The following is a 26,367-nucleotide window of genomic DNA, read 5'->3' on the forward strand; positions in this document are numbered from 1 at the left end:
CCGTGCGCTTCTCGAAGAGGCCGGTATCGAGTTCCCTGGAAGACTGAGGAAGAACACGATCTGGCGCGCTGGCGCACGTCGGGGCGTGCACGACCTGCGCCAGAGACGATTGCCTGCGACAACCGCTTCCCGCCGCAGTACCCGAAGCACACGTGTGGTGGCGGCGCTCCGGAAAGGCACGTCAGAATTGTGTCAGAACTGTGTGACAGGCCAGACCGGGGCCGACGGGATTGACCTCTTACCGCGTGGACGATCCGGTTGTCGCCTGACCCAGCGAGGGACCGATGCGACCGGTCGCCTCTCCGAGCACGACAATCACGCGGTGGGTCTGGCCGTCGTCGAGGAGCGGGATGTGATCGGGATCAACCGGCGATCCATCGAGTTCGGCGGATCGCGGTCCGCACGCCCGATGATCCGGGTTACTCACCGAAATGTGATACATCGTGCGACCGACCCGCCACTCGATCGAGAACTCGGGCCATATCAGCGGCACGCACGGCGCAACGCTGAACGTGGAACCGGCGCGGCGTAGACCGACGAGTCCTTCGATGGCCGCCTGGTACATCCACCCCGCAGACCCGGTGTACCACGTCCAACCCCCGCGGCCGAGATGCATGGGATGCGCGTAGACGTCCGCCGCCATCGCATACGGTTCCACCCGATATTGCTCGATGCCGTCCGGGGTGCGGGTGTGGTTGATCGGATTGACCATGTGGAAGAGTTCCATCGCTTCGTCCCCGAGACCGAGGCGCGCCAGCGCGATGATCGCCCACAGCGCCGCATGCGTGTACTGTCCGCCGTTCTCGCGCACGCCGGGCAGGTATCCCTTGATGTACCCGGGATCGTGAGGCGTGCGATCGAACGGAGGCGTGAGCAGCAGGACGATTTGTGCGTCACGCCGCACCAGATTGGCGCGAACGGCTTCCATCGCGCGCGCGGCGCGGCGGGGGTCGGCTTCCTGCGAGAAGACCGCCCATGACTGGGTCAGCGAATCGATCCGGCACTCGTCGTTCTGCGCAGATCCCAATGGCGTGCCGTCGTCGAAATACGCCCGACGATACCAGTTGCCATCCCACGCGAGTTCCAGCATGCCGGTCAGCCACCTGACCTCGCTCCGGTAGCGCTGGGCCCGGTCGCTGTCACCGCGTTCGTCGCAGATCGCGACGTATTGCTTGAGAATGACGACGAGAAACCAACCAAGCCAGACGCTCTCGCCGCGGCCGAGTTGTCCGATCCGGTTCATGCCGTCGTTCCAGTCGCCCGAGCCGATGAGCGGCAGGCCATGCGCGCCGTATTTCAGCGCCCGCTCGATGGCGCGAATCGCGTGATCGAGAATCGTGGCTGTGGTGTTCGACACCGAGGGCAGGCTGTAGGTTTCGCTCTCGTCCGGCGCGAGCGGCGGCGCCTCGAGAAATGGCACCACCTCGTCGAACAGCGACTGATCGCCGGTTCGGTCTACGTAGATCGCGGCCGCATACGGCAGCCACAGCATGTCGTCGGAGCAGCGCGTGCGCGTGCCGCGCCCGGCCGGCGGATGCCACCAGTGCTGGACGTCGCCTTCGACGAACTGGCGCGACGCGGCGAGTACCAGGTGCGCACGGCAGAGTTCCGGTCTCGAGTACAGCAGCGACAGGACGTCCTGAATCTGATCGCGAAACCCGAACGCGCCTCCGGGCTGGTACGGTCCGCTTCGCGCCCAGATGCGGCAACTCAGCGTCTGATACAGCAGCCACCGGTTCACCAGCAGATCGAACGAGTCATCGGGGGTATGGACCTGTATGGCGCCGAGAGTGTCGTCCCAGAATCGGGCCGAGCGGCCGATCGCGTTTTCGACGGCATCCAGGCGGGAGTAGGTGGCGGCGAGCGCGATGGCCTGCGCCCGGTCACGCCCCTGGCCGAGCACGAACGCCACGCGCCGCGTCTCGCCGGGAGGGATCTCGATGGCGATCTGCAGCGCGCCGCAGGAGTCGAGGCCGGCGCCCAGCTGTCCGCCCAGGCTATCGCGAAACAACGCGGCCGGCGCATTGAGCGTGCGGTTCCGGCCGATAAAGTCCCCGCGATCGCACGTGATCGAGCGCGGCTGCTCGGTGGCGTGCAGAAACGCGATGCGGTCCTTGAAGTCGGTGTTGTAGGCGTTTCTCGCGAGAATGGCCCCCGTCGAATCGTCCCGCTCGCACACCACGAAGCGGCGCTCGCCGAAACGCGGCGGACCGAGCACCCATTCGACGTAGACGAACGCCGAGACGCGTCGCGTCGTGTTCGACGTATTGGTCAGCGTCAGCCGTGACACCTTGACTGGATCATCCGGCGCGACGGCGACCGCGAGCTCCTGCTCGAGTCCGTCGATCGCGTAGTGAAAATACGACATTCCAGGCGAGTGACGGATCACCCACGACCCCGACTGTGCTGAACGGGAGAGCGGGCCGGGCGTCGCCCCCCAGACCGTGCCCGCCTCTTCGTCGCGGAGGAAGATCGCTTCTCCCGTCGGGTCACTGATCGGATCGTTGGCGAACGGGGTGAGGCGGTTCTCGCGACTATTGCCGGCCCAGGTATACGCCGCGCCCGACGCGCTGAGCGCAGTCCCGAACTCGGCGTTCGCCAGGATGTTCGACCAGGGAAGCGGGGTCTCGCGATCGCCGTCGAGCACAATCACGTATTCACGCCCGTCCGGCGTGAAGCCGCCGACGCCATTCTCCATCACGCGCGGACCGACCGAGGCGTGAACGGGCGCCGGCGTTGGGGCGCGCAGGGCGCTCGATTGCGGAATGATCTCACCGCGCGACAACCACGGCGCCTTGCGATCGAGCTGCGGCGCGAGCCCGCCGAAGTCGCCGCGCAGCACGATCCGCGCAACCGCCGAGAGCAGATGCCGATCGACGTCCGGCACGCCGTCCGACCGGACCAGGAACATCCCGCCCGGCTTGTCGAGCCAGCCCGCCCATCGCGGCTCCTGCATCAGGCTGGTGAGGTGCGCGTGCACTTCGTCGAGATAGTCGGCCGGGTGATCGTTGACAATCACCACGTCAGCGCGAAGATCCTTGGTCCGCCAGTACTCCTGCGCGTGCAGCAACTGCCGGACGAGGGCGATTTCGCTGACGTCGGCGACGTGGACGAGGAGGATCGGCAGGTCGCCGGAGATGCCGCGGCCCCACAGATTGGTCTGACCGAAGATGTTGCGGGCGATGTCGTCGGGGCTCATGCCCGACGGATCCGATCCGAACACGCGCGACGCCAGTCGATCGAACAGGATGGCCTGATCGTCGGTCAGTCCAAGGTGCTGAAGCGTGATGTGGACGTGCGTCGAGGCCATCGAGAAGGCGCGCGCCGCCGCGCTTGCGTCGCGGTACTTGTGGATCAGCGCCAGCGCCGTCGGTCGATCGTGCGCGACGCCGGTGGCGAAGGTGACGCGGACGAAGGCGCCCGGCGCCAGCCGCACCCGTTCGCGAAGCGCCGCCACCGGATCGAGCACCGCGCCGGTCGTTCCCGACAGCGCGCGGCCGTCGAGGGCGGCCGGGTTCGACGGTGACCGTCCACGCCCGAGGAAGCGTACACGGTCGGTCTCCCATTCGACGGCGCCGCCGAGCCGGCCGTCGACGGCGAGCACGTGAAAGGCCCAGGCGTGCGGTTCTTCCGCCGAACGCGGGCGTCGGCTGAACAGCAGGCCCGCACTCTGCGCGTCGTATTCGGTTTCGATGAACAGCTTGCCGAAGGCCGGATGCGCGAGATCGTCCTCTGGACGGGCGAGGACCATTTCAGCGTAACTGGTGACCTCGATCTCGCGCGGACGGCTGCCCCGGTTGGTGATCGACAATCGCCGCACCTCGACGTCGTCTTCAGGCGACACGACGATCTGCAGCTGCGTATCGAAGTCGCCGTCCCGGCGCCGGAGCGTGACCTTCTCGAGCTCGAAGACCGTCTCGAATTCATCCGGCTCGCGGCAGATCGGTTGATAGGTGGCCGACCAGACGCCGCCCGACCAGGGATCTCTGAGGTAGATGAAGTGCGCGCCGGCGTCAGAGGTGCGGTCGTCGCGGCGGCGGGTCACCGACAGACCGTTCCACATACTCGATCCGCCGCCGGCATGGGTCAGCGCTACCGTGTAGCGGCCGTTCGACAGGAAATGCGTATGCGGACTTCGGGTATGCGGCGTTTGGAATCGCCGTGACACGGCCGCGCCAATCGACGGCAGCGCCCGGCTCCCTTCCGCCGGCCGCGCCTCTGCCAGAATTGCTTCACGCGGCACTCGCTCCTGGAGCAGCAGCTCCGTGGCCTTGACGCGGGCGTCGGCGTGAAAGCGCGTCACGAAGACGTCCTCGAGAAGCACGTTGGCGAGCGCGACCAGCGACATGCCCTGATGGTGGGCAAAGAAGGCGCGCACGATCTCCGGCTGGCCGTCGCCGGCGGCCGGGTTGTCGTCGGCTGCCGGCTTCCGGGGACGGTTGTCCATCGCTTCGTAGAAGCCGAAGCGGCCGTCGATGCCCTGGCGGGTCAGCCGCCGGAAGTTCGACGCCGCCGCGGCCGGATCGATGAGGCTGCCAAGGGCGGTCGCATAGGGCGCCACGACCAGGTCGTCGGCGAGGCCACGTTTGAATCCCAGACCAGGCACGCCAAACGCCTTGTACTGGTAGTTGCCGAAGCGATCGGTGAACGCGTAGGCCGATTCCGAAATACCCCACGGCACGCCGCGTTCGTTGCCGTACTCGATCTGCCGGCGAAGACTGGCGCGGCAACTCTGATCGAGCAGCGTGCCAGGATAGCTCCGCAGCAGCAGTTGCGGCATCAGGTATTCGAACATCGTCCCGCCCCAGGACATGAGGGTGGCGCGGCCGTCGATGTTGGTGACGAGGCGGCCGAGATGAAACCAGTGCTGCTGCGGGACGTCGCCCTTGGCGATCGCGACGAAGCTGGCCAGCCGCGCTTCCGACGCCAGCAGATCGTAGAACGAGGTGTCGCGACGGCCGGGCCCTTCGGCATCGGCGAGGCGAAAGCCGATCGAGAAGATTCGGCGGCGGCGATCGTAGAGAAAATCGAACCGCATCGCGAGTGCGAGCGCTGACGCGCGTTCAGCGAGCCGGACGAGAAGGTCGGCCGGGGGTGCCGCGGCCGGAGCGCCCAACGCGGCGACGCAGTCTCGCGCCGCCGTCGTCCAGAAGGCGATGTCGCTCGATATGCCGGATGACACCTCGCGATCGGAGACCGACCCCGCGACCTCCGCGAGTTCCTGGGCGATGGCCGTAAGCGGGATGGTATCGCCGCCGGCCGCTTTGCGAGCCTGCGACGCGAGCTCGCGTGCGAGCCGATTGAGGTGTGCGATGGCGTCGCGACGCGGCGACTCCTGCGGCGGGACCGAGGAGGTTGCCTCCGAGAGCAATTCGGCGGCGTCGACGATCCCCTCGAACCGCTGCGTCGGGCTCTGCGGCTCGGCGGTGAGCGCCAGCAGGCCTTGCGCCAGGGCGATCAGGGCCGCCGCGAGATTGCCGCTATCCACCGTCGAGACGTAGCGAGGGTGGAGCGGCGCCAGCGTCGCCGTGTCGTACCAGTTGAGGAAGTGCCCCTCGTGCTTCTCGAGTCCTTCGAGCGTCGTCAGGGTTCTGTCGAGACGGGTGATCAGGGTGTCGGTGGTGAGATAGCCGAGATCGTGCGCAGCCAGCGTCGACAACAGCGTCATCCCGATGTTGGTGGGCGAGGTACGCCTGGCCAGGCGCGGCTCATCGCCTTCCTGGTAATTGTCGGGCGGCAGCCACGAATCGGCGGCCGTCACGAAGGTTTCGTAGTAGCGCCACGTCTTTCGCGCGATGTGGCGCAGCAGGCGCCGGTTGCGATCGCTGAGCGTGCGCTCGCGCGGTCCGACCGGCTTGCTCAGCCAGTAAGCGACGGCGGGCGCGATGACCCACAGCGTCAGGAAGGGGAGTGCCGAGGACAGCGCCGCTGGGCGGACGATCGAAACCAGCAGCGCGACGACCGCCGCGATGATCGGGCTGGCCATCATGTCGGCGGCAAATCGCAGCACGGCCCGTCCGCCGGCGATGCCGGCGGCACGCGCCGCCGTCGCGGCGGCGGTTTCCCATTCGAGCAGACGGCGTTTGGTGATCGTCAGCCGCACCAGCGTCAAGACGATCGCGTGCATCGTGTCCCACGCGTGGTAGGCGAGGAACGTCACGCTGAGCGCGACCTGGGCGAGCGCAATCGCCGAGTCAGCGCGGAGGTTTCGCCAGTAGACCGGGAAGGACTGCGCCTTGCGCGGTCCGATCACCATCTGCGCCACCAGCGGCAGCAACTGCGCCGCCATGACCGCCAGCACGGTCGCGGTCCAGAACCAGTGGGCGCCCGGCAGCAGCACCCAGCCGCCGACCAGCAGCGCCAGCAGCGTCGGCGAGACGAGACTGCGGCGCAGGTTGTCGAGGATCTTCCAGCGCGAAATCAGCGGGAACGAATTGCGCTTGAATCCGTGGCGCGTCGGGACGAACGGGAACAGCCACAGGAGGATCTGCCAGTCGCCGCGGATCCACCGGTGCTGCCGCCGCGCATGCGCAAGCACGCTCGATGGATACTCGTCGACCAGCTCGACGTCGGACACCAGCGCGACACGCACGTGCAGCCCTTCGAACAGGTCGTGTGAGAGCAGCGCGTTTTCCGGCACCGAGTCTTCCAGCGCGGCGGTGAACGCGTCCACGTCATAAAGACCCTTTCCGGTGAAGATGCCTTCGCGGAAGACGTCCTGGTAGGTGTCGGAGACCGCCGTCGTGTACGGATCGACGCCGGTGTGACCTGCGTAGAGCCGGGCGAACAGCGATCCGGCGGCGCTCGTGAACGTGACGCTCACGCGCGGCTGGAGAATGCCGTAGCCATCCGTCACGCGGCCGACGGCCGGGTCGAATGCGGGTCGGTTGAGTGGATGGGTAATGACGCCGATCAACTGGCGGGCGGCGTCCCGCGGCAGCCGGGTGTCGCTGTCGAGCGTGAGGCAGTAGCGAACCTGCGGCAGGATCGCGGCGTCGCCGACCGCAATCACGAAGCTGGTGTCGGTGGCGCCGCGCAGCAGTCGGTTGAATTCCTCGATTTTTCCCCGCTTACGCTCCCATCCCATCCACAGCCCTTCCTGCTGGTTCCACTGGCGGGTGCGGTGGAACAGAAAGAAGCGGTCGGCCCCGCCAGCGTCGCGGTGCTTCTGGTTGAGCTCCTTGATGGCGTCGGCCGCCGCCGCGAGAATCTCAGCGTCGAGCGGCAGCGTCTCGGCGCTGGCATCCTTGAAGTCGCTCAGCAGGGCGAAATGAATATTCGGATCGAGATTGCCGAGCGCCTGCACCTCGAGGTGGGCGGCGAGGTCCTCGGCGCGCGCGACGCTGTCGAGAATCGTCGGCACGATCACCATCGTGCGCGCCGACGCGGGAATCCGCGCCAGATCGAGTCGCGGCAGGCGTCGCGGCGGGATGAAGCGGCCGAGCAGCCGCTGAAGAATCTGGATGGTCAGCTCGCTCGTCGGCACGATGGAGAGCAGGACGACGATCAGCAACCATGGCCACCGCCACCCATGCGCGTGTGCGTAGGCAACCATGAGCGCGACCAGCGCCGCCGTGCCTGCCGCAATGGTGCCGAGATATCCCGGGGTCGCCAGCCGAAAGAATTCGCGACGGAGACGCGCCCCGATGCGAGGCCGCCACCCGATACCGCGTTCGAACTGCTGGCGGCCGTCTCCGATCAGGTAATAGCCGACGTGCGCTTGACGGGCGTCCGGTGTACGTTCGGCGACTTGCCGGGCGCGCTCGATGCTCTTGAGCGCCACGCTGACCTGGCCGTCGCCCGTCGGCTCGGCGAGTTCCTCGACGGCATGCCGATAGCGGTCGCGGCTGGCAAAATCCATCAGTCCGTAAACGGCCACCGGATCGCGCTGCAGAATCTGCTCGACCAGACTGACGCTCTCGAAGAATTCACTCCAGTCGAACGTCGAGACGAGCCGCAGGCTGCCAATCAGATTCGCCATGAACGTCTGTTCGGCTGCCTGGTGCCGCGCTTCGGAACGGATGGCATCCTCGACGGTCTGGCCACGCGCCGCCAATGCGGCGTCGAGTTCGCGCCGCAGCGACGCGGCTGCTTCCCGCTCGCGCGAGCGCTGCAGCAGCCGAATGACGAATGCCGGATGTACCTGTGACGGCCAGCGATCGCGGACGTGCGCCCGGGTGTCGAGCGCGTCCACCAGTCGGTCCGCTTCCAGGCGGTGAGCCCGGCTCGTCTCGAGCACGTCCGCTCTCGTGCGGAGGTGGTCCATCAGCGCGAGCTTCAATGCCGACGGCCACGCCCACAGTTCCCCCATCGTCAATGGCGTAACCGACTGAAAAGCCGTAACGAATCGGTGCACACGTTGCGGGTCGAGCCGCCCGGCGCTGCAGCGAATCAGCTCGAGCGCCATGGCGTAGACGCGGGGCGTCCCGGCGAACTCGTCGGCGGGAACCTGCGGGAGCCGCCGGAAGAAGCCAGGCGGCAGGTCGTGATGGATGTCGCGGAGTGCGGCGACGACGATATGGAAATTGTCGAGCAACCACTCGGCTGCAGGTGACGACGGCTCGCCGCGTTTGGCGTCCTCGGCAAGCGCGGTGTACACCCGCCGCAGCGTGTCCGAATGCTGGCGGAGCCGCTTCAAGTGGGCGCGACTGCTGCCGCGGTGTCGCAAGGAGACCGTGAGCAGAGCCGCCAGTCGCCTCGCATGGTCCTCGAGCGGTTCGATACCGAGGAGCTCGATGCCGCCAAGCGTCGAAGGATGGACGCCTGGATCATGCATCGGTTGACGGTCCCTCGTTTCTCGTGGGGCAGTACGGATTCATGAATGATGTTAACTCGGCAACCGGCTGGTCCGCGGATTTCTGAATGAACTCATCCGTGCCGAAGCGTGCTCATCCGCTCGAGACTCCACGCGAAAGGGGAGTCGGCGCCCGAATTGCTGTACACAGCGCAGGAGGTTACTGATGCGCATGCGCATTCCGGTTCAAGTCGGTGCGTACATGATGATTGCTCTGCTATTTACCGTCGTCCAGGCCAAGGCGGCCGATACGCCAGACGCGTGGCTGACCGCCAAGGCCAAAGTCGCGCTGATGACCACCGAAGGCATCCGGACGACTCATCTGAATGTCGACACGGTCAACGGCGTGGTGACGCTCCACGGACAGGTGCCGGCGGCTGATCAGAAGACGAAGGCGGCAGAGGTCGTCACCAAGCTCGACGGGGTGAAGGAAGTGAAGAACCTGCTCCAGGTCGTGCCGAGCGCCGAGCGTAAAGCCGTGAAGCGGTCAGACGACGAGATCAAGAAGGAGCTTGATGGCGCGTGGAAGAGCCACAAGGCGCTGGACGACAGCGGCATCAAAGTCCAGTCGGTGAACGACGGAGTGGTGCTGCTTTCGGGCACCACGAAGTCGCACGCCGCATACGTGGAATCGGTCGAGATCGCGGACGCGGTCCGCGGCGTGAGACACGTATCGTCGGAAGTCGTGCTCGAACCCTCGAAGTAGCATCGCCTCACGACGTCGCCGGACCTGGCTCGCCGCCAGGCCGGCGACTTCCTGCCGACTCGAGCCAGCCACTCGTCCGCGTCCGCTGATCGCGTAGACTTTGCGCGACACATGAGTCTCGCTTCCGGTACGCAGCTGGGGTCCTACCAGATCGTGGGGATGCTCGGCGCGGGGGGCATGGGCGAAGTCTACCGCGCCCGTGACACGTCGCTCGGTCGCGAGGTCGCCATCAAGGTCCTGCCGGCGTCGTTCTCGGCCGATGCGGAGCGGCTGCGTCGCTTCCTCCAGGAAGCCCAGGCCGCCGCGGCGCTCGATCACCCGAACATCCTGGCGATCTACTACGTCGGTCAGCACGACGGCGCGCCGTTCATCGTCTCGGAGCTGCTCAAGGGCGCGACGATACGCGAGCGGTTGCAGGACGGCGCCCTGCCGCTCCGCAAGGCGATCGACTACGCCGTCCAGATCGCGCGCGGCCTGGCGGCGGCGCACGACAAAGGGATCGTCCATCGCGACCTGAAGCCCGACAACGTCTTCGTGACCGAGGACGGCCGCGCCAAGATTCTCGACTTCGGCGTCGCCAAGCTGCGTCACGACGACGCGCCGGGTGATTCGACGCGCACGATTCAAACGGGCGAGGGTGTGGTGCTCGGCACCGTCGGCTACATGTCGCCGGAGCAGGTGCGCGGCCAGCCGGTGGATGGTCGGTCGGATCTGTTTTCGCTCGGCGCAATGCTCTACGAGATGGTCTCGGGCCGCCGCGCGTTTCACAAGGCCACCGCCGCCGACACCATGAGCGCCGTGCTCAAGGACGATCCGCCCGAGGTCAGCGCCGGCGATCGCGGCGTGCCGCCGGTCGTCGATCGCCTCATTCGCCGCTGTCTCGAGAAGAATCCGCACGAGCGTTTCCAGTCGGCGCGCGACCTCTCGTTTGCGCTGGAAGACACGACCGTGGCCTCGTCCTCCGGCGCGCACGCCACCACGATGGGAGCCACGGCCGCGCGTCCGCGATCGCCGCTGGCCGTCGCGGCCGCAGCCGTCATGCTGCTGGCGGCGGGTGTCGCCGGCGGGGTGTGGTCGGGCCTCGGACGGCACCCCGCGGCGACCCCGGTCTTCCAGCGTCTGACCTTCCGCCGTGGTCCGGTGCTCACCGCGCGCTTTGCGCCAGACGGCAAGACCATCGCCTACGGCGCGGCGTGGGACGGCAATCCGTCGGAGACCTACGTCGCCACGACCGACAATCCGGAATCGCGCTCACTCGGCTTTCCGAAGACAGATCTCTACGCCATCTCAGCCACCGGCGAACTCGCGTTGTCGCTGCGGACGCATGACCCGTTTCCGCCCCGCGCCGGCGTGCTCGCACGGCTGCCGCTCCTCGGCGGCGCCGCGCCTCGCGAAGTACGGGACGACGTCGAGTTCGCCGACTGGGCGCCGGACGGATCTATCGCGGTGACGCTCGACACCGGGGTCGGCGACCGCCTCGAGTACCCGATCGGGACCGTTCTCTACGAGAGCCTCAACGCGATCCATCACATCCGCGTGTCGCCGGACGGCGGCCGCGTCGCGTTCTGGGAGCCCGCCGACGGCGGCCTGGCGGTCGAGGTCATCGACCGCGCCAGGCAGAAGACGATCCTGGCGGGCGGCTGGCTCGACGTCGAGGGGCTGGCCTGGACGCCGGCGGGCGACGAGATATGGTTCTCGGCGCGCGACGCGAGCGGCTGGGGCATCTTCGCGGTGACGCCGGCGGCGAAGGGCCGTGTGGTGATGCGCTCGCCGGGTCAACTCCTCCTGCACGACATCGCCAAGGACGGGCGCGTCCTCGCCGCGCGCGAATCGCGAGAGAGGGGGATCCGCTTCGCGGGAGCCACTGGCGAGGAGCGCGATCTGTCCTGGCACGATCGCTCGGCACTCGGCGACCTGTCTGCCGACGGCCGCCGCTTGCTCTTCTCTGAGGTCGGCGATGCCGGCGGCGCCGCCGGCTCGCTCTACCTCAGGAACACCGACGGGTCGCCCGCAGTCCGCCTCGGCGACGGCGTCGGTCTGGCGCTGTCGCCCGACGGCCAGTGGGCCCTGGCGTCGGCGGTGTCCGGATCGTCGATGACCCTCCTGCCGACCGGGCCCGGCGCGGCACGGACGCTGGCGAAAGGCAACCTCGCGTACTACTGGGCGCAGGCGGTCTGGACACCCGACAGCCGCAGCGTCATCTTCTATGCGAGCGAGGCGAAGCGCGGACCACGATTGATCGTGCAGCCCATCGACGGCGCTCCGCGGGCGGTCGGTCCCGAGGGGCTGCTGGCCGGGCTCGCCCTGTCGCCAGATGCCCGGCAGATCGCGACAAACGTCGATGGCAAGGGGTATCTCATCGACGTGGTGAGCGGTGCGACGAAGCCCTTTCCCGCGATCGACGGGCGCCGGGCGATGGCCTGGGCGGCCGACGGCCGTTCGCTGTTGACCTACACCACTGACATCGCGATGACCGTCAGCAAGCTCGATCTGGCGACCGGCAGAGAATCAGCCTGGAAGACGTTCATGCCGGCCGACCGCGCCGGCGTCGTGGCCATCCTCGGCGCGCGTATCACGCCCGACGAGCGGTCCTACGCCTATACCTACGCGCGTCGCCTGTCGGAGTTGTATGTCATCAGTGGCCTGAAGTGATGCGGCCGCGCTCGGCGGGTGGGCGGACCGACAGGCGTCGGCGTCTCACGGAGCCCGACAAAGAGCATCAGGCCCGCCAGCGCAACCCCGTCCGCAGGGTCGCGCCGGCGGCCCGATTTCAGGTCACGCTCGTTTGATGGCGCGCGTCAGCGCGACGAGGATCACTGCGCCGACGAAGGCGACGATGATCGATCCGATCACGCCGCTGCCAGGAAGGATGCCGAGAGCGCCGAACAGCCACCCGCCGATGACGCCGCCGACCAGACCGAGAAGGATGTCGACGAGGACGCCATAGCCGCCGCCCTTCATGACTTGGCCTGCGAGCCACCCCGCGATCAAGCCCACCAGAATTGCGTAAATCACAATCACCCTCCATCCGGACCCAGGCGCAAGAGCTGGTCCGGCAGCAGCATAGCCCAATCGGCCCCAGGGGGGCACCGCCGCTGGCGGAACACCTTGCCGAACGCTGCCCACTCAGTCGCGTTCGTAGACCTCGCCTTCGATGTCGCCGAGCTTGGCCTGCACGAACGCGGCGGCATCGCGCACGCCCTGGTTGTAGACCGGCGGACCGAGCTGACGCACGAAGAAGTCGAGCAGCGCCTCGGCGCGAAACGCGCTGAGCCTTTCGTCGAACTCGGCCGCGTGGTATTCGGTGATCGATGCGAGCACCGCGGTGCGACGCTCGGCCGAGAGCCGGATTTTCATTGGCGAGGAACGTTGTGGTGAAGCCATGCCCGTCGAGTCTACCTGCTGCCAGACGGCCGGCCCTGCTTCAGCGCCGCGCGTATACAGTAGCGCCATGAACTGGCTGATGTTTGCGTTGATCTCCGCACTCGCGGCGGCTGCCACGGCCATTCTGGCCAAGGTCGGTGTCGAGGGTGTGCCTTCGAATCTCGCGACGGCGATCCGCACGGTCGTGGTCGCAGTGTGCGCCTGGCTGCTGGTCGGCGCCACGGGAGAAATCCGCGGCGCGATGACGATCTCACGCCGTTCGCTCGTCTTTCTCGGCCTGTCGGGCGTCGCGACGGCCATTTCCTGGATCGCCTACTTCCGGGCGCTGCAACTCGCGCCGGCGTCGCGGGTGAGCCCGGTCGACAAGCTCAGTCTTCCATTGACGATTGTCCTGGCGGCGGCGCTGCTCGGCGAACAGATCGGCTGGCGTGTGACGATCGGCGTGTCGCTCATGACGGTCGGCGCCATCCTCACCATCGGTCGCTGATCGAAGCCCGCGCGTCATTTGACCGTCGTCGCAACGGTCGCCGCGTTGTTCAGGGGCTTCGGATCGCGCGTATCGGCGACCACGGCGGCGGCCGCGACGACCAGACCTGCTCTTGACACTTTCACCCTGACCGTGAAGGTGAGCGACTGGCCCGAGGCCAACGTCGGCACGCACCACGCCCAGACGTCGTTGGTGCCGATCGCGGGTTGCGGCGTCGCGGACACGAGAGACGTACCCGGGCCGGCGAGCAGGGCAACCAGCGCGTTCGATGCGCCGGCCGGCCCATTGTTCTTGACGATCACGGTATAGGCGAACGTCGAGCCTTTCGTCGTGGCGCCCGGAGCGCTCAGGGTGACCGAGAGATCGGCCGACTTGTTCGCCGCGGCGGTCACTGTCACCGCGAAAGGACCCACGACGGCATCGGGAGTGACGCCGTTCGACGCGACGACACTGTAGTTGAACGTCGTCGTGCCCGACGGCGGCGTTCCCGTCAGGGCGCCCGTCGTGGCATCGAGAGTCAGCCACGCGGGTGCGTTGGAGAGAGCAAACGCTGGAGCGGGGATACCGCTGGCTGCGAAGGTGTACGAGTACGCCGCACCGGCGGTTGCGGTCAACGGTGGCGCGGCGGCGGTGAACTGCGGCGCCGAGTGAGCTGCCGTGACGACGGCCGTGGACTGCGTCGTCTGCGAGAAGCCACCGCTGAATACGGTGATGGCGACGGGATAGGTCCCGCCCGCGGCCCACGTGTGTGTGCCGGTGACGACGAACGTGCCGCCGCTCGAAAGCAACCCCCCGACCGACACCTGGTTGTCTCCCCAGTGGACCGTCGCCGAATACTCATTCAAGGTGTCTTGCGCGCCGATCGGCGGGAACGTGGCCACTGTTCCGGCAAACATCGAACCGGCGGTCGCCTGAATCGCTGGCGCGGTCACCGTCAGGACGGGCGTCGGGACGATCGCGGCCAGCATGTATTCGCCAAGTCTGGTCAGCCGAACCGTGATGGTGTGCGACACGAGATCGACCGCGCAGGCGGTGCACGGAGACTGATCGACCCACGCCGTGCCGCTCCACCAGTACAGGCTGAGCCTCGAGGCGTCGCGAATTCGCGCCGCAAGAAGATCGGTGTCGCGAAACACGAGAGTCGCCAGCGGCGCGTCTACGAGCGTCGTCACGGGCGCGCCCGACAAGGCGTCCACCGCCGTCAGTGTGAAGTCGAGTCCCGCGAACCTGAGCGCTCCGACCGGCCCCGTCGGTGTATCGGTCTCGGTGTAGGCGAATGTCGAGATCGCTGGTGTCACGTCTGCCGGCAGGCTGATCTGCCCGCGTCCATTCGGCAGCAGCAGGGTCGTTTGAGCCGCCGCCCCTTCGGAAGGGGAACCGTTCGTCGATGCGGTCGGCACCGCTGCGGCATCTGCCGCGGTTGGAGTCGGCTCGTCGTCAACCCGCGGTCCGCCCGGCCCAGGGTCGTCGCCGAGAGGTGCCACCTGTGGTGTCACGGTGACATGGAATGGCTGCGTGTCGTCGAAGCCGACCGCATTCGTCGCCACTACGGAGTAATCGAACGACGTCGTGCCGACAGGTGGTGTTCCGGTCAAGTGGCCGGAATCCTCGTCGATGGAGAGCCAGGACGGCCCGAACATCTTCAGAGAGAAGGTGGGATCGGGCGAACCCAACGCGGCGAACGTGTAGGTGTACGGCACACCTTCGAAAGCGACGGTTGGCGGGCTGGCGAGCGTGAGCAGCGGCGCGCTCGGGGGATCGGGCGCGGTGGCGCCGCCGCCGTTCCCGCTCGTGCTCGCAGCGGGACAGCCAGCCGCCGCCGCATTGGGGCCCAGGTCGATCGCCGCCGGCCAGCCCGCAACCTGCGCAGTGAACGTGGCCGGGCCGGCCGACAGGGTGATGGCCGTTGCCGGCAGGCCTCCTGCGCTCTTGAGCGCCGGAGCGGGCGTCCGAGTCGAGTAGAGCGTAATCGTCACGGGGTTTGCCGGCGCCGGATCGGTCGGGTCGGTGTGCTGATCGACCAGTCCGAGAACGTCACCACACGGCGAGAACTGCACCCAGGTCGCGAGGCTCGACGTAAAGGGGAGTTGCTGGACGTCGGTGTTCGACGGCAGGCTGACCAGCGTCAGCATCGGGCTCGTGGCCGTCAGCGCGACATAGGTGAAGCTGCTGTCGTCGGGCGCGAATCCCCAGAATTGCGAAGATGCGCCTTTGTACGGCTTCGCCACCGGAGCATGAATGGGCTGCCAGTTGTGACTCACGACGGGCCCGGCACCCGATGCGATATTGAGGATGAGTGTGTCGCTGATCGGCGGCGGGGTACTCTGCAGCTGCGCGGTGAGCAGGTATGTGCCAAGCGGGCTGAACCCGACCGAGCCATTGGTCGAGCCGCCGCTGAGGATCGGAATGGGCGACGACCAGACTTTCGTTGCGGGGTGCGCGCCCACGAGGTTGTACAGCTCGATCGTATCGACGCCACCTGCCTGGTAGTGGACGACGAACAGCTTGCCGTCGGGGCTGAAGCCGTAGGCGTTCGACCAGTCGTCGGGCCAGGTTGTCACCGGCGGCGCCGTAAACGTCATCACCACAGCGTTGGCGGGGGTCCTGATCGTCAGGCTCGTGGGCGCGTTGAGGGGACCACCAACGACCAGTCTGAACGGGAATGCCGGTGGCGCGGTTTGCACGGGCGGGACGACAACCGGATCGACGAACAGGCCGGTCGCCGTGCAGCCGCAGGCGCCGGTCCCGCCGCTACCGCCTCCGCCGTTGCCGTTTACCTGCGCGGTTCCGGTGAGGTTGACGATCTGGGTCGACGGATTCGCCGCGTCGGTGAATGTGAGGACGGCCGTACGCGGGCCCGCAGCCGCCGGCGTGAACGCGACCGTCACGACGCACGTGCCACCGCTGGGCACGCTCATATTCGAGCACTGGTCGGACACGATCGAAAAGTCGGCGGCGTTGATCCCGCCGAGCGCCACCGAGACGACTGCAACCGATCGGGTGGCTGGATTGGTGAGCGTCAGCCTCGTCGACTGGCTGGACGTTCCGACGGTGGTGTTCGGGAATCCGGCCGACGCGGGTGCCACCGCCGGCGCCGGCTGAGGCGTGAACTCCTCGAGCCGGACGACCTGCGGCGAGAAGGCGTCGTTGTCGTTGATGACCAGCGTGGCCGCATGGCTGCCGGCGCTCGTTGGCCTCGACACGACCCACACGACGCACGACGTTCCGGGTGCCAGCGTGGTCCCCGAACACCGGTCGTCGATGACGAAATTACTGCCGTCAGCCGCCGCCAGCGTCACGCTCGATACGGCGAGCGGCGCCGTGCCGGTGCTGCGGATGTAGACGGCGCGCGCCGGCGAGGCGACGCCCACCGGCGAAGAGGGGAAGCCCAGGAGCCTCGGCGTGACGAACCCGCGGGCTGGCCCGCCGCCGATATCGAAGCGTCCGACCGCCCCAGGCGGTGCGTTGAACCAGATGCCTTCGTCGGATCCGCCGGCCAGGTATCCGACGTTCTGCGCCGGAACCGGATACGGGGTGACGACTCCATTGGCCGTGTCGAGCGCGATCAAAGACGGGATGAAGGCGCTGCCATCGAACGTCGAGCCCAGTGCCCAGATTCGGCCATCGGCGCCAGCCGTGATCCCCGAGCACCCGACCGTCCACACCGGCAGGGCCAGGGCGATGGGCGTTCGGACGATCTCGCCCGAATTGGCGGCCACCGCGAAGCGAGCCAGGCTGCACACGCCGTTGCCGGAGGTCAGGAGCGCATAGAGGTTACCGTCCGCGCCGAGCGCGGCGGCACGTGGGTCGGAGGGCGTCGCCGTGAAATCGATCGCCAGGCCATTGGTGGCGAGTCTCAGGAAACCGCTCGGGGTTCTCGACGGGTTGCCGTCCGTGTTCGCGAGTCCGATCCAGGTCGTGCCATCGGGGCCGGCGGTCACGAACGACGGGTCGGCGCAGATGCTGCGTGCGTTGGCCGCGAGCCAGGCGGTCGTCACGCTGTAATCGACGGGCGCCTTCCCGGCCGCGTACTTCGTCACGAGGACGTCGCCGCCGCAGGCCCGCGCCTTCGCGTACCAGAAGGCATCGTCTGGGCCGCTGCCGACGGGGCCGAGCACGCCCGACTGGGGGTACTGCTGTTTGGAATTGCCCGAGGCAATGTCGAGCCACGCCGGGAAGCCCGGGGCACGCGTCTCGAGATAGGCGTACGAGCCGTCGGGCAGAGACGTCAACCCGGAGGGAATCCATCCGCCTGACTGCACCGCTCCCGGGACTTCCTGCACGCCGGCGGTCGCCGACACGCGGCCGATCCCCGGGGGAGAGTCGCGCGAACCGGCCTCGTCGAACAAGACCGACCCGTCTGCGGCTGGCGCGAGTTCACGCGGCTGCGCCGCGACCGACGTGCAATGGAGGGCGCCTTGGAACGGCGCGGCGGCCCTGGCCACGCCGGTTCCGCTCAGCAGCACCGCCTGCTGACCTCCTGCCGCGTTGTCGGAAAACGACAACGTTGCGGTCGAGGCGCAGGCCAGAATCGGAGCGAACGTGACGATCAGGGAGCACGACTGACCTGGCGGGAGTACCGCCCCGCCACAGGTGTTGGCGCTGATGGCAAAATCGCCGGGCTGATTGCCGCCCAACGTTATGCCGGTCACGGAGAGCGGCCCGGATCCCGTACTGCCGAGCGTCACGGTGACGCCGCTCGACGCGCTGCCGACCGCGATCTGACCGAACGCCACCGCCGTTGGCGCGAGCTGCGCCGCCGTGAGCGGGGTCACACCGGAGCCGCTGAGCGTCACCGTCTGCGGGGACCCGGCCGCGTCGTCGTTGACCTGGAGAGTGGCCGAGCGCGGACCGAGACCGGTCGGCTCGAACGCCAGGACGATCTGACACGTTTGGCCCGCCGCTATCGGCCTGCTGGCGCAGGAATCGGCCACGATGGTGAAATCCCCCGGATTCGCGCCGGCGACCGCAGTGGTGCCGAATGACGCCGGCCCGGATGCCGTTGCCGTCACGGTGATCGGCGTGGACACGGCACCAAGCGCCTGCGCGCCGAAGTCGAGGGTCGTCGCGTCGAGCGTCACGCCGCCGGCGGAACCCTGCACACGGCGGATCACGCCGTTGCCCGAGTCGGCGATGAACAGGGCTCCGGCCGCGTCGATCGCGAGCCCCTCCGGATGATTGAACGTCGCGCTGGTCGCCGGTCCGCCGTCGCCGGAGTAGCCGATGCCGTCGGACCCGAGTCCGGCGACGCGGTTGACGCTGATCAGCGCGTCTCCCGCGCACAACAAGCGGCCGTCGTCAGGTGTGAGCCGGTATATCGAGTGGGCCCTGCCGTCTTCACTGACATACACGCGGCCCAGGGCGTCGATAGCCAACCCTCCCCACGATCGCACGCTTCCGGAAGGAAAGTCCGTCCAGTAGACGAGGCCGTCTCCATTGCATGAGATCTGGCCGTTGAAGTCGTCGGCATAGGCGACGTTGTCGTCGGCGTCGACGAGCAGGCCGCGGGATCCCGCGCTCGCATCGAACGTGTCGATGCTGCCGTTGGCGGTGACGACTCTGACGACGTGGACGTCGTTTTCCCCGATCCAGACGCTGCCCCGTGAATCGACCGCCACAGAGACGGGGCCGTTGAGCGCCGCTGTCGTCGCCGCCTGATGGTCGCCGTCGCTGATGCCGTAGCGCACCCCGGTCCCTGCGAACGTGCTGATGATTTCGTCGCCGGCACCGGTCACGAGGCCATCGGCGCCCGCGGCGATCCGGCGCACGACGCTGGCGCACGGATCGGCGACGAAGAGGTCGCCGCCCTGACCAAAGGCGAGTCCGGCGGGGCAGTTCAGACGGGCCGCGACCGCGGGCGAGTGATCGCCGGTCGACCCGGGGACGCCGCTGCCGGCCACGGTGGTGACTGCGTGAGTGATGGCATCGCGACGGCGTACGCGGGCGTTGCCGGAATCGGAGAAAAACAGGTTGCCGGCGTGGTCGATGACCAAGTAGGAAGGCTGATTGACAGCGCTGCCGCCTGGCAGGCCGTCGCCCACATAGTCGGGACCAGTCTGGACCGCGCTGCTGATGGTTTGCGCCAGCGAGACGCGACGCAGGCGGTTGTTCTGCGAATCGACGACGAGCAGGTTCCCAGCCGCATCGACCGCGACGCCCGTTGGAAACGCCAGCGCCGCGCCGATCGCGGCGGCGCCGTCGCCGGCGTGTCCCGCCACGCCGACGCCGGCCACGGTCGCCAGCTGGTTCGACGCGGCCAACAGGACGCGGACGCGCTGGTTCGAGGTGTCGGCGATGAAGAGGTTGCCGACGCCGTCGAAGGCAAGGCCGGTCGGCATGAACAGACGGCCAGCCGTCGCCGCGCCGCCATCACCAGAGAAACCGGGCGTCGTGGTGCCCGCCACCGTCGAGATGATCTCGCTCGTATCGACCCGCCGCACGACGTTGTTCCCGGTGTCGGCGATGAAAAGGTTGCCGACACCGTCGAAGGCGAGGCCGCGCGGATGATTCAGCTTGGCGTCGATGGCGGGGCCGTTGTCGCCGGCGTAGCCGAAGGGGTTGTACCAGTCGCCGTCGAGGAAGATCGACGGACTGCCAGGGTTGCCGCCCGCCGCCAGATAGACGACGGTATCGGCGGTGCCGTCGATCCGGCCGCCGCCCTCCGTGCTGATCCGGTAGACGATGTCCCATGCTTCGTCGGCCACGAAGAGATCGCCGCTGCCCGGTTGGAACGCGAGCGCCCCTGGTGCGGCGAGATAGGTGAACAACGCGTCGTCGCCCTCGATGTCCTGCGGGTTGACCCTTCGGGATTGATTGCCGGCCACCGTGACGACTCTGCCCGACGCCACGTCGATGCGGCGGATCTGATGGGTGCTCGGTTCGGAGAAGAAGATGCTGCCGCCGGCGTCGATGGCGAGGCCGTTGCGGCCGGGGAAGACCGCGGCCTGCAGCGCCGGCACGTCGTCGCCGGTCGATCCGCCGGCGAGGCCGGCGATTCGTGTCGTCGTGGTCCCGCTGAGGCGGTAAATCGCGCCCGGCCTGTCGGTCGCGAAATAGACGGCGCCGGAGTTGCGGTCGACGGCGACGGCGATGACCTCCGGATTTCCCACGACAGTCGTGACGACCGATTGGGCCGCCGTCGGTGCGGTGAGGCACGCCCAGCTCAGCACCATTAGAGCGGCGCGAAGCGCCCCCTGCCCCCAGCTTTTGCCTTGTCGTGTCGCGGTCGAGTTCATCCAACCCTCCAGCTGTGATCGGTCCCATGAGAGAGCGCGTCAACTGCGGTGGAACCGGATCACGGTCGCGGGTGATCCGCTTGCCTGGCGGTTGACGCGTTCCTTCCTGAGGCGGCGTGTCAGGGGGCTGGCCTTTCCGCTCACGCCGCGACGGCTGCGCTCGCGTCGGCCAGGGGACGCCGGGAGGGGCGGTGGTATGCTCGCCGAAAATGGCGGATTCGAGCTCCGGGGCGGATATCACCACCCTGTTGCGGCGCTGGCAGGAGGGAGACGCGCAGGCGCTCACCGACCTTACGCCATTGGTCTACCGCGAACTGCACGGCATCGCCGTGCGTTATCTCTCCCGCGAGCGTACCGGCCACACGCTCCAGAGCACCGCGCTCGTCCACGAGACGTTTCTCAAACTGGTCGACCAGAATCGTGTCGACTGGCAGAGCCGCACCCATTTTTTTGGCGTGGCGGCACAGCTGATGCGCCGGATCCTGGTCGATCACGCCAGGCGTACGGGGCGCGTCAAGCGCGGCGCGCACGTCCTCAAGGTCTCGCTCGACGACAATGTGGACGCCGCCGGCACCGACGCCCTGGACCCGGCCGACATCCTGACGCTCGACGAGGCCCTGGTCGCGCTGGAAGCGGTGGACCCGCGGCAGTGCCGGATCGTGGAGCTGCGGTTCTTCGCCGGACTGACCGTTGAGGAGACGGCGGAGGCGATGAAACTCTCGGCCGGCACGATCAAGCGCGAATGGGCCGTCGCCCGGGCGTGGCTCTATCGACAAGTGACCACGGGACCCGAGTGAAGATGACGCCTGACGCCGAACGCTGGAGCCGCATCAAGACCGTGTTTCTCGAGGCGGCGGCGCTCGACCCGTCGGCCCGCCCGCAGTGGATCGCGAACGCCTGCGACGGGGACGCCGAGTTGGTCCGCGAGGTCGCCACGCTGCTGCAAGCCCACGACAGCGCCGGAGATTTCCTGGCGTCGCCAGCGCTGGCGGTGCCCGAGGCCGCGGCCGCGATGGTCGAGGCGACGCGGCTCAGCGTCGAGCAAACCGTTCCAGTGCGCTGCGGTCCCTACCGGATCCTGCGTGAATTCGCCCGCGGTGGCATGGGCGTCGTCTATCTGGGCGCGCGCGCCGACGATCAATTCGAGAAGACGGTGGCCATCAAGATCATTTCCGGCCACCTGCTCCATCCGGCCGCGCTCCGACGCTTTCACGATGAACGCCGGATCCTGGCGATGCTCGATCACCCAAACATCGGCCGTCTCCTCGACGCGGGCGCCACCGAAACGGGCGTGCCCTACGTCGTGATGGACTACATCGACGGCCAGCCTCTCGACGAATATTGTGCGACGCGCGCCGTCCCGATTGCCGGCCGCGTCGCGCTGATGATCAAGGTCTGCGCCGCCGTTCAGCACTCACACCAGCATCTGGTCGTCCACCGCGACATCAAGGCGCGAAACGTGCTGGTGACACCCGACGGGGAGCCCAAGCTGCTTGATTTCGGTATCGCCAAGCTGCTCGATTCGACCGGGATCGACACCAGCGTCACGCGGACGGGCCTCCGCACGCTGACACCCGACAGCGCGAGCCCCGAGCAGGTGCGAGGCGAACCGGTCACCGTGCTGACCGACGTGTATTCGCTCGGCGTCCTGTTGTATCGACTGCTGGCCGAGCGGAGCCCCTATCGCGGCAGCATGACGACGGAGTCCTCGATCGCGCGCGCGATCTGCGAAGAAGAGCCGATCGTGCCGAGCAGTGCCGCGGCTGCGGAGCCGTCCGCGAGCGCGGAGGACCTCGCGGCGGCGCGCCACCGCGCACGGGAGCTGCGCGGCGACCTGGACCTGATTACGCTCAAAGCGCTCGACAAGGATCCTCGGCGTCGCTACGGCTCGGTCGAGCAGCTCGCCCAGGATCTGCAGCGGCATCTCGACGGCCGGCCGATTGTCGCGGCGCCCGATTCATGGGGCTATCGCACCCGCAAATTCGTGGCGCGGCATCGTGGCGCTGTCGGTGCGGCCGCGCTCCTCACGCTGTCGCTCGCCGCGGGTATTGCCGCAACGGGCTGGGAGGTCCATGTCGCGCGGCAGGAACGCAACCGCGCCGAACGGCGTTTCAATGACGTGCGCCGGCTGGCGAATTCCTTCCTGTTCGAGTTTCACGACGCGATCGAGGGGCTGCCGGGATCGACCCGGGCCCGCGAGCTCGTCGTCCGTCGCGCCCTGCAGTATCTCGACAGCCTGGCCAATGAATCGGCGCACGATCCCTCACTGCAGCGCGAACTGGCCAGCGCCTATGAGCGGGTGGGCGACGTCCAGGGGCTGCCATCGTTCGCCAACCTCGGCGACACTCCAGGCGCGATCCGCAGCCACCTGGCGGCGCTGACCCTGCGCGAGCCGCTGGCGGCGTCGAGCCCGTCCGACCCGGCGCTGACGCGCGAGCTCGCCACGACGCACATTCATCTCAGCAGCCTTCTCGAGGTGACCAGTCAGCTGCCCGCGGCGATCGACCACGCCCGGCGCGCGCTGGCGATCCGCGTGGCGCTGCAGTCGTCCGGGCCCGACGGCGTTGACGACCGCGTCGCGCTCGCTGCCGGCTATCACCAGGTCGGGCGCGTCATGAGCGCAACGGGCGACTGGAAGGCGGCGCTCGACAGCGCGCAGCGCGAGGCGGCGGTCTTCGAGTCGATTCTGACGGCGGATCCGGGCAGCAGCCGCGCGCAGCGCAACGCCGCCATCGGCTACCGTCAGCTGGGTGCACACCTCGAAAGAGCGCGCGATCGTGATGCCGCGCTGGCCAACTATCGCAAGGCTGTCGCGCTCGACGAGCGCCGCGCCGCGGCGAGTCCTACGGATCGGCAGGCGCATCTCGACCTGTCGTTCGACTACGGCGCGATCGGGTATCTGCTCTCGACGCAAGGGAATGTCGAGGAGGCCCTGCGCAGCTATGCGCAGGCGCTGTCGTTGCGGGAGGCAGCGGCGGCGGCGGATCCGAACGACGTCGAAGCGATTGAAGCGGTCGGCCGGGCTCATCTGAGCATCGGTCAGGTGCTGCGCCGTGCCGGCAGGGCGCCGGAGGCCATCTCCGAGTTTCAGAAAGCCCTGCCGATCGCGCTGAAGCGGTCTTCGGCGGATCCGGTCAATCGATCGACCGGCGATCACGTAGCCAACGTCTACGGCGCTCTCGCGGGAGTCAACGCCGAGCGGGCCGCGACGACCACGGACCGTGCCGAATCCGCGCGTGCCTATCGCGCCGCTCGCGGCTGGGCGCAAGAGGCACTGGCGATCCGCACCGTCCACCGCGCGTCCGGCACGACCCCGTCGTCCGCCCAGAGCGAGATCGACTCCCTGACGGCACTCATCGCCAAGTGCGATCTCGCGCTGAATGGATTGGCCACGGTCTCACCGCCGGCCGGCGGATTGCGGCGTCGATAGGCGGCACGGCTGACGTGGTTCAAGACGACCGCCCGAGAGTCCATTGAACGTTCGTGCAAGTCTGGGATATCGTGCGCTGGACACTCATCCCGCCAGTCGGCGGGTGTGCCGCCACATCAAGGGGGCAACTATGACGATTACCATCCGCGCACGATTGGTCGCAGCGTTCGCGATCGCCGCGGCGGCCGGCATTCCGCTCGCCGGGCAGCAGGCCCCGGCGGCCGGCGCCGTGCCACAACCGGCGGCGCGGCCCGCGCCGCTGAAGTCGCCCGAAACCCATCCGGATCGCACCGTCACTTTCCGGCTGCTGGCGCCGAAAGCCACGGAAGTGACGCTCAACGGCAGTTGGGACAACGGCACGAACCTGCCGATGACCAAGGACGATCAGGGGGTCTGGTCGGCGACGATCGGTCCACTGGCGCCGCAGCTCTGGGGCTACTGGTTCATGGTCGACGGCGTCAAGGCCCTCGACCCGAACAACGGCGAGACGCAGCGTGACGGGTCGCGCTACGACAACCTGCTGATGATCTCCGGACCGGAATCCGAGTGGTGGGATTTCAAGGACGTGCCGCACGGCACCGTCGAAGCGGTGTGGTATCCGTCGCCGACGCTGAAGGCGGATCGCCGGCGGATGATGGTCTACCTCCCGCCCGGGTACGAGGAAGGGACGCGGAAGTACCCGGTCCTGTATCTGCTGCATGGCGGCGGCGGCGACGAGGACGCCTGGCTGACGATGGGGCGGGCGAACATCATCCTGGACAACCTGATCGCGGCCGGCAAGGCGAAGCCGGTGATCGTCGTGATGCCCAACGGCAATGCCACGCAATCGGTCTCGCAGGGCTACGGCTTCGGTCCGACCCCGGCGCGGCAGCAGGTGGTGGCGCCGGCGCCGCCGCCCGTGCAGGCGGCGCAGCAGGCGCCGGGCGGGGGAGCGGGCCGTGCCGGAGCCGGAGCGGCTGGCGGCGGCCGCGGCGGACCGCCGCAGACGTATGAGGGCTCGTACCCGGAAAGCCTCGTCAAAGACGTGATTCCGTTTGTCGAGAAGCGCTATCGTGTCCTTGCCAGCAAGGACGATCGTGCGATCGCCGGTCTGTCGATGGGCGGCGCGCACACGCTGATGGCGACCAACAACAATCCCGGCGAGTTTGCCTACATCGGCGTGTTCAGCGCCGGCGGCCGCACCACCGACGAGGCGTTCCAGAAGCAGCTCGAAGCGGTCAAGGCCGGCGGCGTGAAGTTCTACTGGCTCGGCGCCGGCACCACCGACATGGCGCACGACGGCACCGTGGCGCTGTCGGAACTGGTCAAGAAGGAGGGCTTCAACACCAGCTATCGCGAGATTCCCGGCCGCCACTACTGGTTCCTATGGCGCGACTTCCTCGCCCACTACACCCAGATCATGTTCCAGCCGGAGGGCACGAAGTGAAATCACTGTTGACTGCATGCCTGGCGCTGGCGCTCGGCGCCGGTCTCGCCGGCCAGCAGGCGCCGGCGAATCCCCAGGCGGTGCCGTCGGCCGCGCCCGCGGCGCCGACCGCCGATGCCCCGCGTCCGATCCACGTCTACATCCGCGCCGGCCTCAAGTCGCACGGTGAAGGTCTGCACGACTACCCGCAGTTCATCGCCGACTGGAGCAAGTTCCTCACCGATCACGGTGCGATTGTCGACGGCGGCCTGCATTTTCCCGACGCTCACGAACTGGCTGACGTCGACGTGATCGTGATGTACAAGGGGGACGCCGGCTACATGACGGCGAGCGAGAAGGCCATCGTCGAGGACTACGTCAAGCGGGGCGGCGGCATCGTCCTTTTCCACGACACGCTCTGCGGCGACGACCCGGCCTACATGGCGTCGATCGTCGGCGGCGGCAAAAAGCATGGCGAGGTCAATTTCTCGGCCGGCGAGATCAAGTACACCATCGTCGACAAACAGTCGCCGATCATGAAGGACATGGCCGACTTCTCGATCCAGGACGAGGCGTTCTTCAAGATGACCTGGGCGGCCGATCCGAAGATCCACGTGCTGGCGACTGCTGTGATGCCGGACACGCCAGGTGCGCAGGGCCACGTCGGCGAGGCGGTGCCGCAGATCTGGACGTATGAGCACACGATCTTCGGCGGCCAGCCGTCGCGCGCGTTCGTCTGGATGCAGGGACACACTTACGCGAACTTTTCGCGTCCCGACATTCAGAAGATGATCCTGCGCGGCATCGCGTGGACCGCGCGGGCGCCGATCGACACGCTCGTCAACGGGAGCGCGCCGCAGCGAGGCGGCGGGCGGGGGCGGCGTGGCGGCGGCGGTGGCGGCGGAGTTGAGCGTTAGACAGCGAGC

Annotated in this window: 11 protein-coding genes; 7 read left to right on the forward strand and 4 right to left on the reverse strand. The window is 67.9% G+C overall.

What is annotated here, in order from left to right; genetic code table 11:
• Nucleotides 1-238: 238 nt before the first annotated feature.
• Nucleotides 239-8,776 (reverse strand): glucoamylase family protein, encoded by an 8,538-nt coding sequence (locus VGI12_20540; protein ID HEY2435070.1) that lies wholly within the window; start codon nt 8,774-8,776, stop codon nt 239-241.
• 223 nt (nt 8,777-8,999) lie between these two features.
• On the opposite strand from VGI12_20540, the gene VGI12_20545 reads away from it, so the two are divergent.
• Both VGI12_20545 and VGI12_20550 read left to right on the forward strand, forming a co-directional pair.
• The gene (locus tag VGI12_20545) at nt 9,000-9,500 is read left to right on the forward strand and encodes a BON domain-containing protein (GenBank protein HEY2435071.1); all 501 of its coding nucleotides are present in this window, start codon (nt 9,000-9,002) and stop codon (nt 9,498-9,500) included.
• Nucleotides 9,501-9,611: 111 nt separating this feature from the next.
• Nucleotides 9,612-12,152, forward strand: a complete 2,541-nt coding sequence (locus VGI12_20550) for a protein kinase (protein HEY2435072.1) — start codon at nt 9,612-9,614, stop codon at nt 12,150-12,152.
• 123 nt (nt 12,153-12,275) lie between these two features.
• On the opposite strand, the gene VGI12_20555 is transcribed toward VGI12_20550, so the two are convergent.
• Together VGI12_20555 and VGI12_20560 are read right to left on the reverse strand one after the other, a co-directional pair.
• Complete coding sequence (locus tag VGI12_20555) at nt 12,276-12,515, reverse strand: GlsB/YeaQ/YmgE family stress response membrane protein (GenBank protein HEY2435073.1); 240 nt, start codon at nt 12,513-12,515, stop codon at nt 12,276-12,278.
• A gap of 111 nt (nt 12,516-12,626) precedes the next feature.
• Entirely contained in the window at nt 12,627-12,857 is a 231-nt protein-coding gene (locus VGI12_20560; protein HEY2435074.1) for a DUF2164 domain-containing protein, read from the reverse strand.
• Nucleotides 12,858-12,951: 94 nt separating this feature from the next.
• Here VGI12_20560 and VGI12_20565 point away from each other — a divergent pair, with 94 nt between their 5' ends.
• Entirely contained in the window at nt 12,952-13,371 is a 420-nt protein-coding gene (locus tag VGI12_20565) for an EamA family transporter (GenBank protein HEY2435075.1), read from the forward strand.
• 14 nt (nt 13,372-13,385) lie between these two features.
• Here the strand turns inward: VGI12_20565 and VGI12_20570 are convergent, their stop codons facing one another.
• A complete protein-coding gene (locus VGI12_20570; GenBank protein HEY2435076.1) occupies nt 13,386-20,543 on the reverse strand; it encodes a choice-of-anchor D domain-containing protein in 7,158 nt (2,385 codons plus the stop codon).
• Nucleotides 20,544-20,815: 272 nt separating this feature from the next.
• Here VGI12_20570 and VGI12_20575 point away from each other — a divergent pair, with 272 nt between their 5' ends.
• From VGI12_20575 to VGI12_20590, 4 genes are all read left to right on the forward strand, one after another.
• Nucleotides 20,816-21,403 carry a sigma-70 family RNA polymerase sigma factor gene (locus VGI12_20575; GenBank protein ID HEY2435077.1) on the forward strand — a complete coding sequence of 196 codons (588 nt, stop codon included), beginning with the start codon at nt 20,816-20,818 and terminating at the stop codon, nt 21,401-21,403.
• 2 nt (nt 21,404-21,405) lie between these two features.
• A complete protein-coding gene (locus VGI12_20580; GenBank protein HEY2435078.1) occupies nt 21,406-24,036 on the forward strand; it encodes a serine/threonine-protein kinase in 2,631 nt (876 codons plus the stop codon).
• A 130-nt stretch (nt 24,037-24,166) separates the two neighbouring features.
• The gene (locus tag VGI12_20585) at nt 24,167-25,462 is read left to right on the forward strand and encodes an alpha/beta hydrolase-fold protein (GenBank protein ID HEY2435079.1); all 1,296 of its coding nucleotides are present in this window, start codon (nt 24,167-24,169) and stop codon (nt 25,460-25,462) included.
• A complete protein-coding gene (locus tag VGI12_20590) occupies nt 25,459-26,358 on the forward strand; it encodes a ThuA domain-containing protein (protein ID HEY2435080.1) in 900 nt (299 codons plus the stop codon). Before VGI12_20585 ends, VGI12_20590 begins: the two co-directional genes overlap by 4 nt.
• Nucleotides 26,359-26,367 lie beyond the last annotated feature (9 nt).

It is taken from the genome of Vicinamibacterales bacterium (assembly GCA_036496585.1).
Taxonomy (GTDB): Bacteria; Acidobacteriota; Vicinamibacteria; order Vicinamibacterales; family 2-12-FULL-66-21; genus JAICSD01.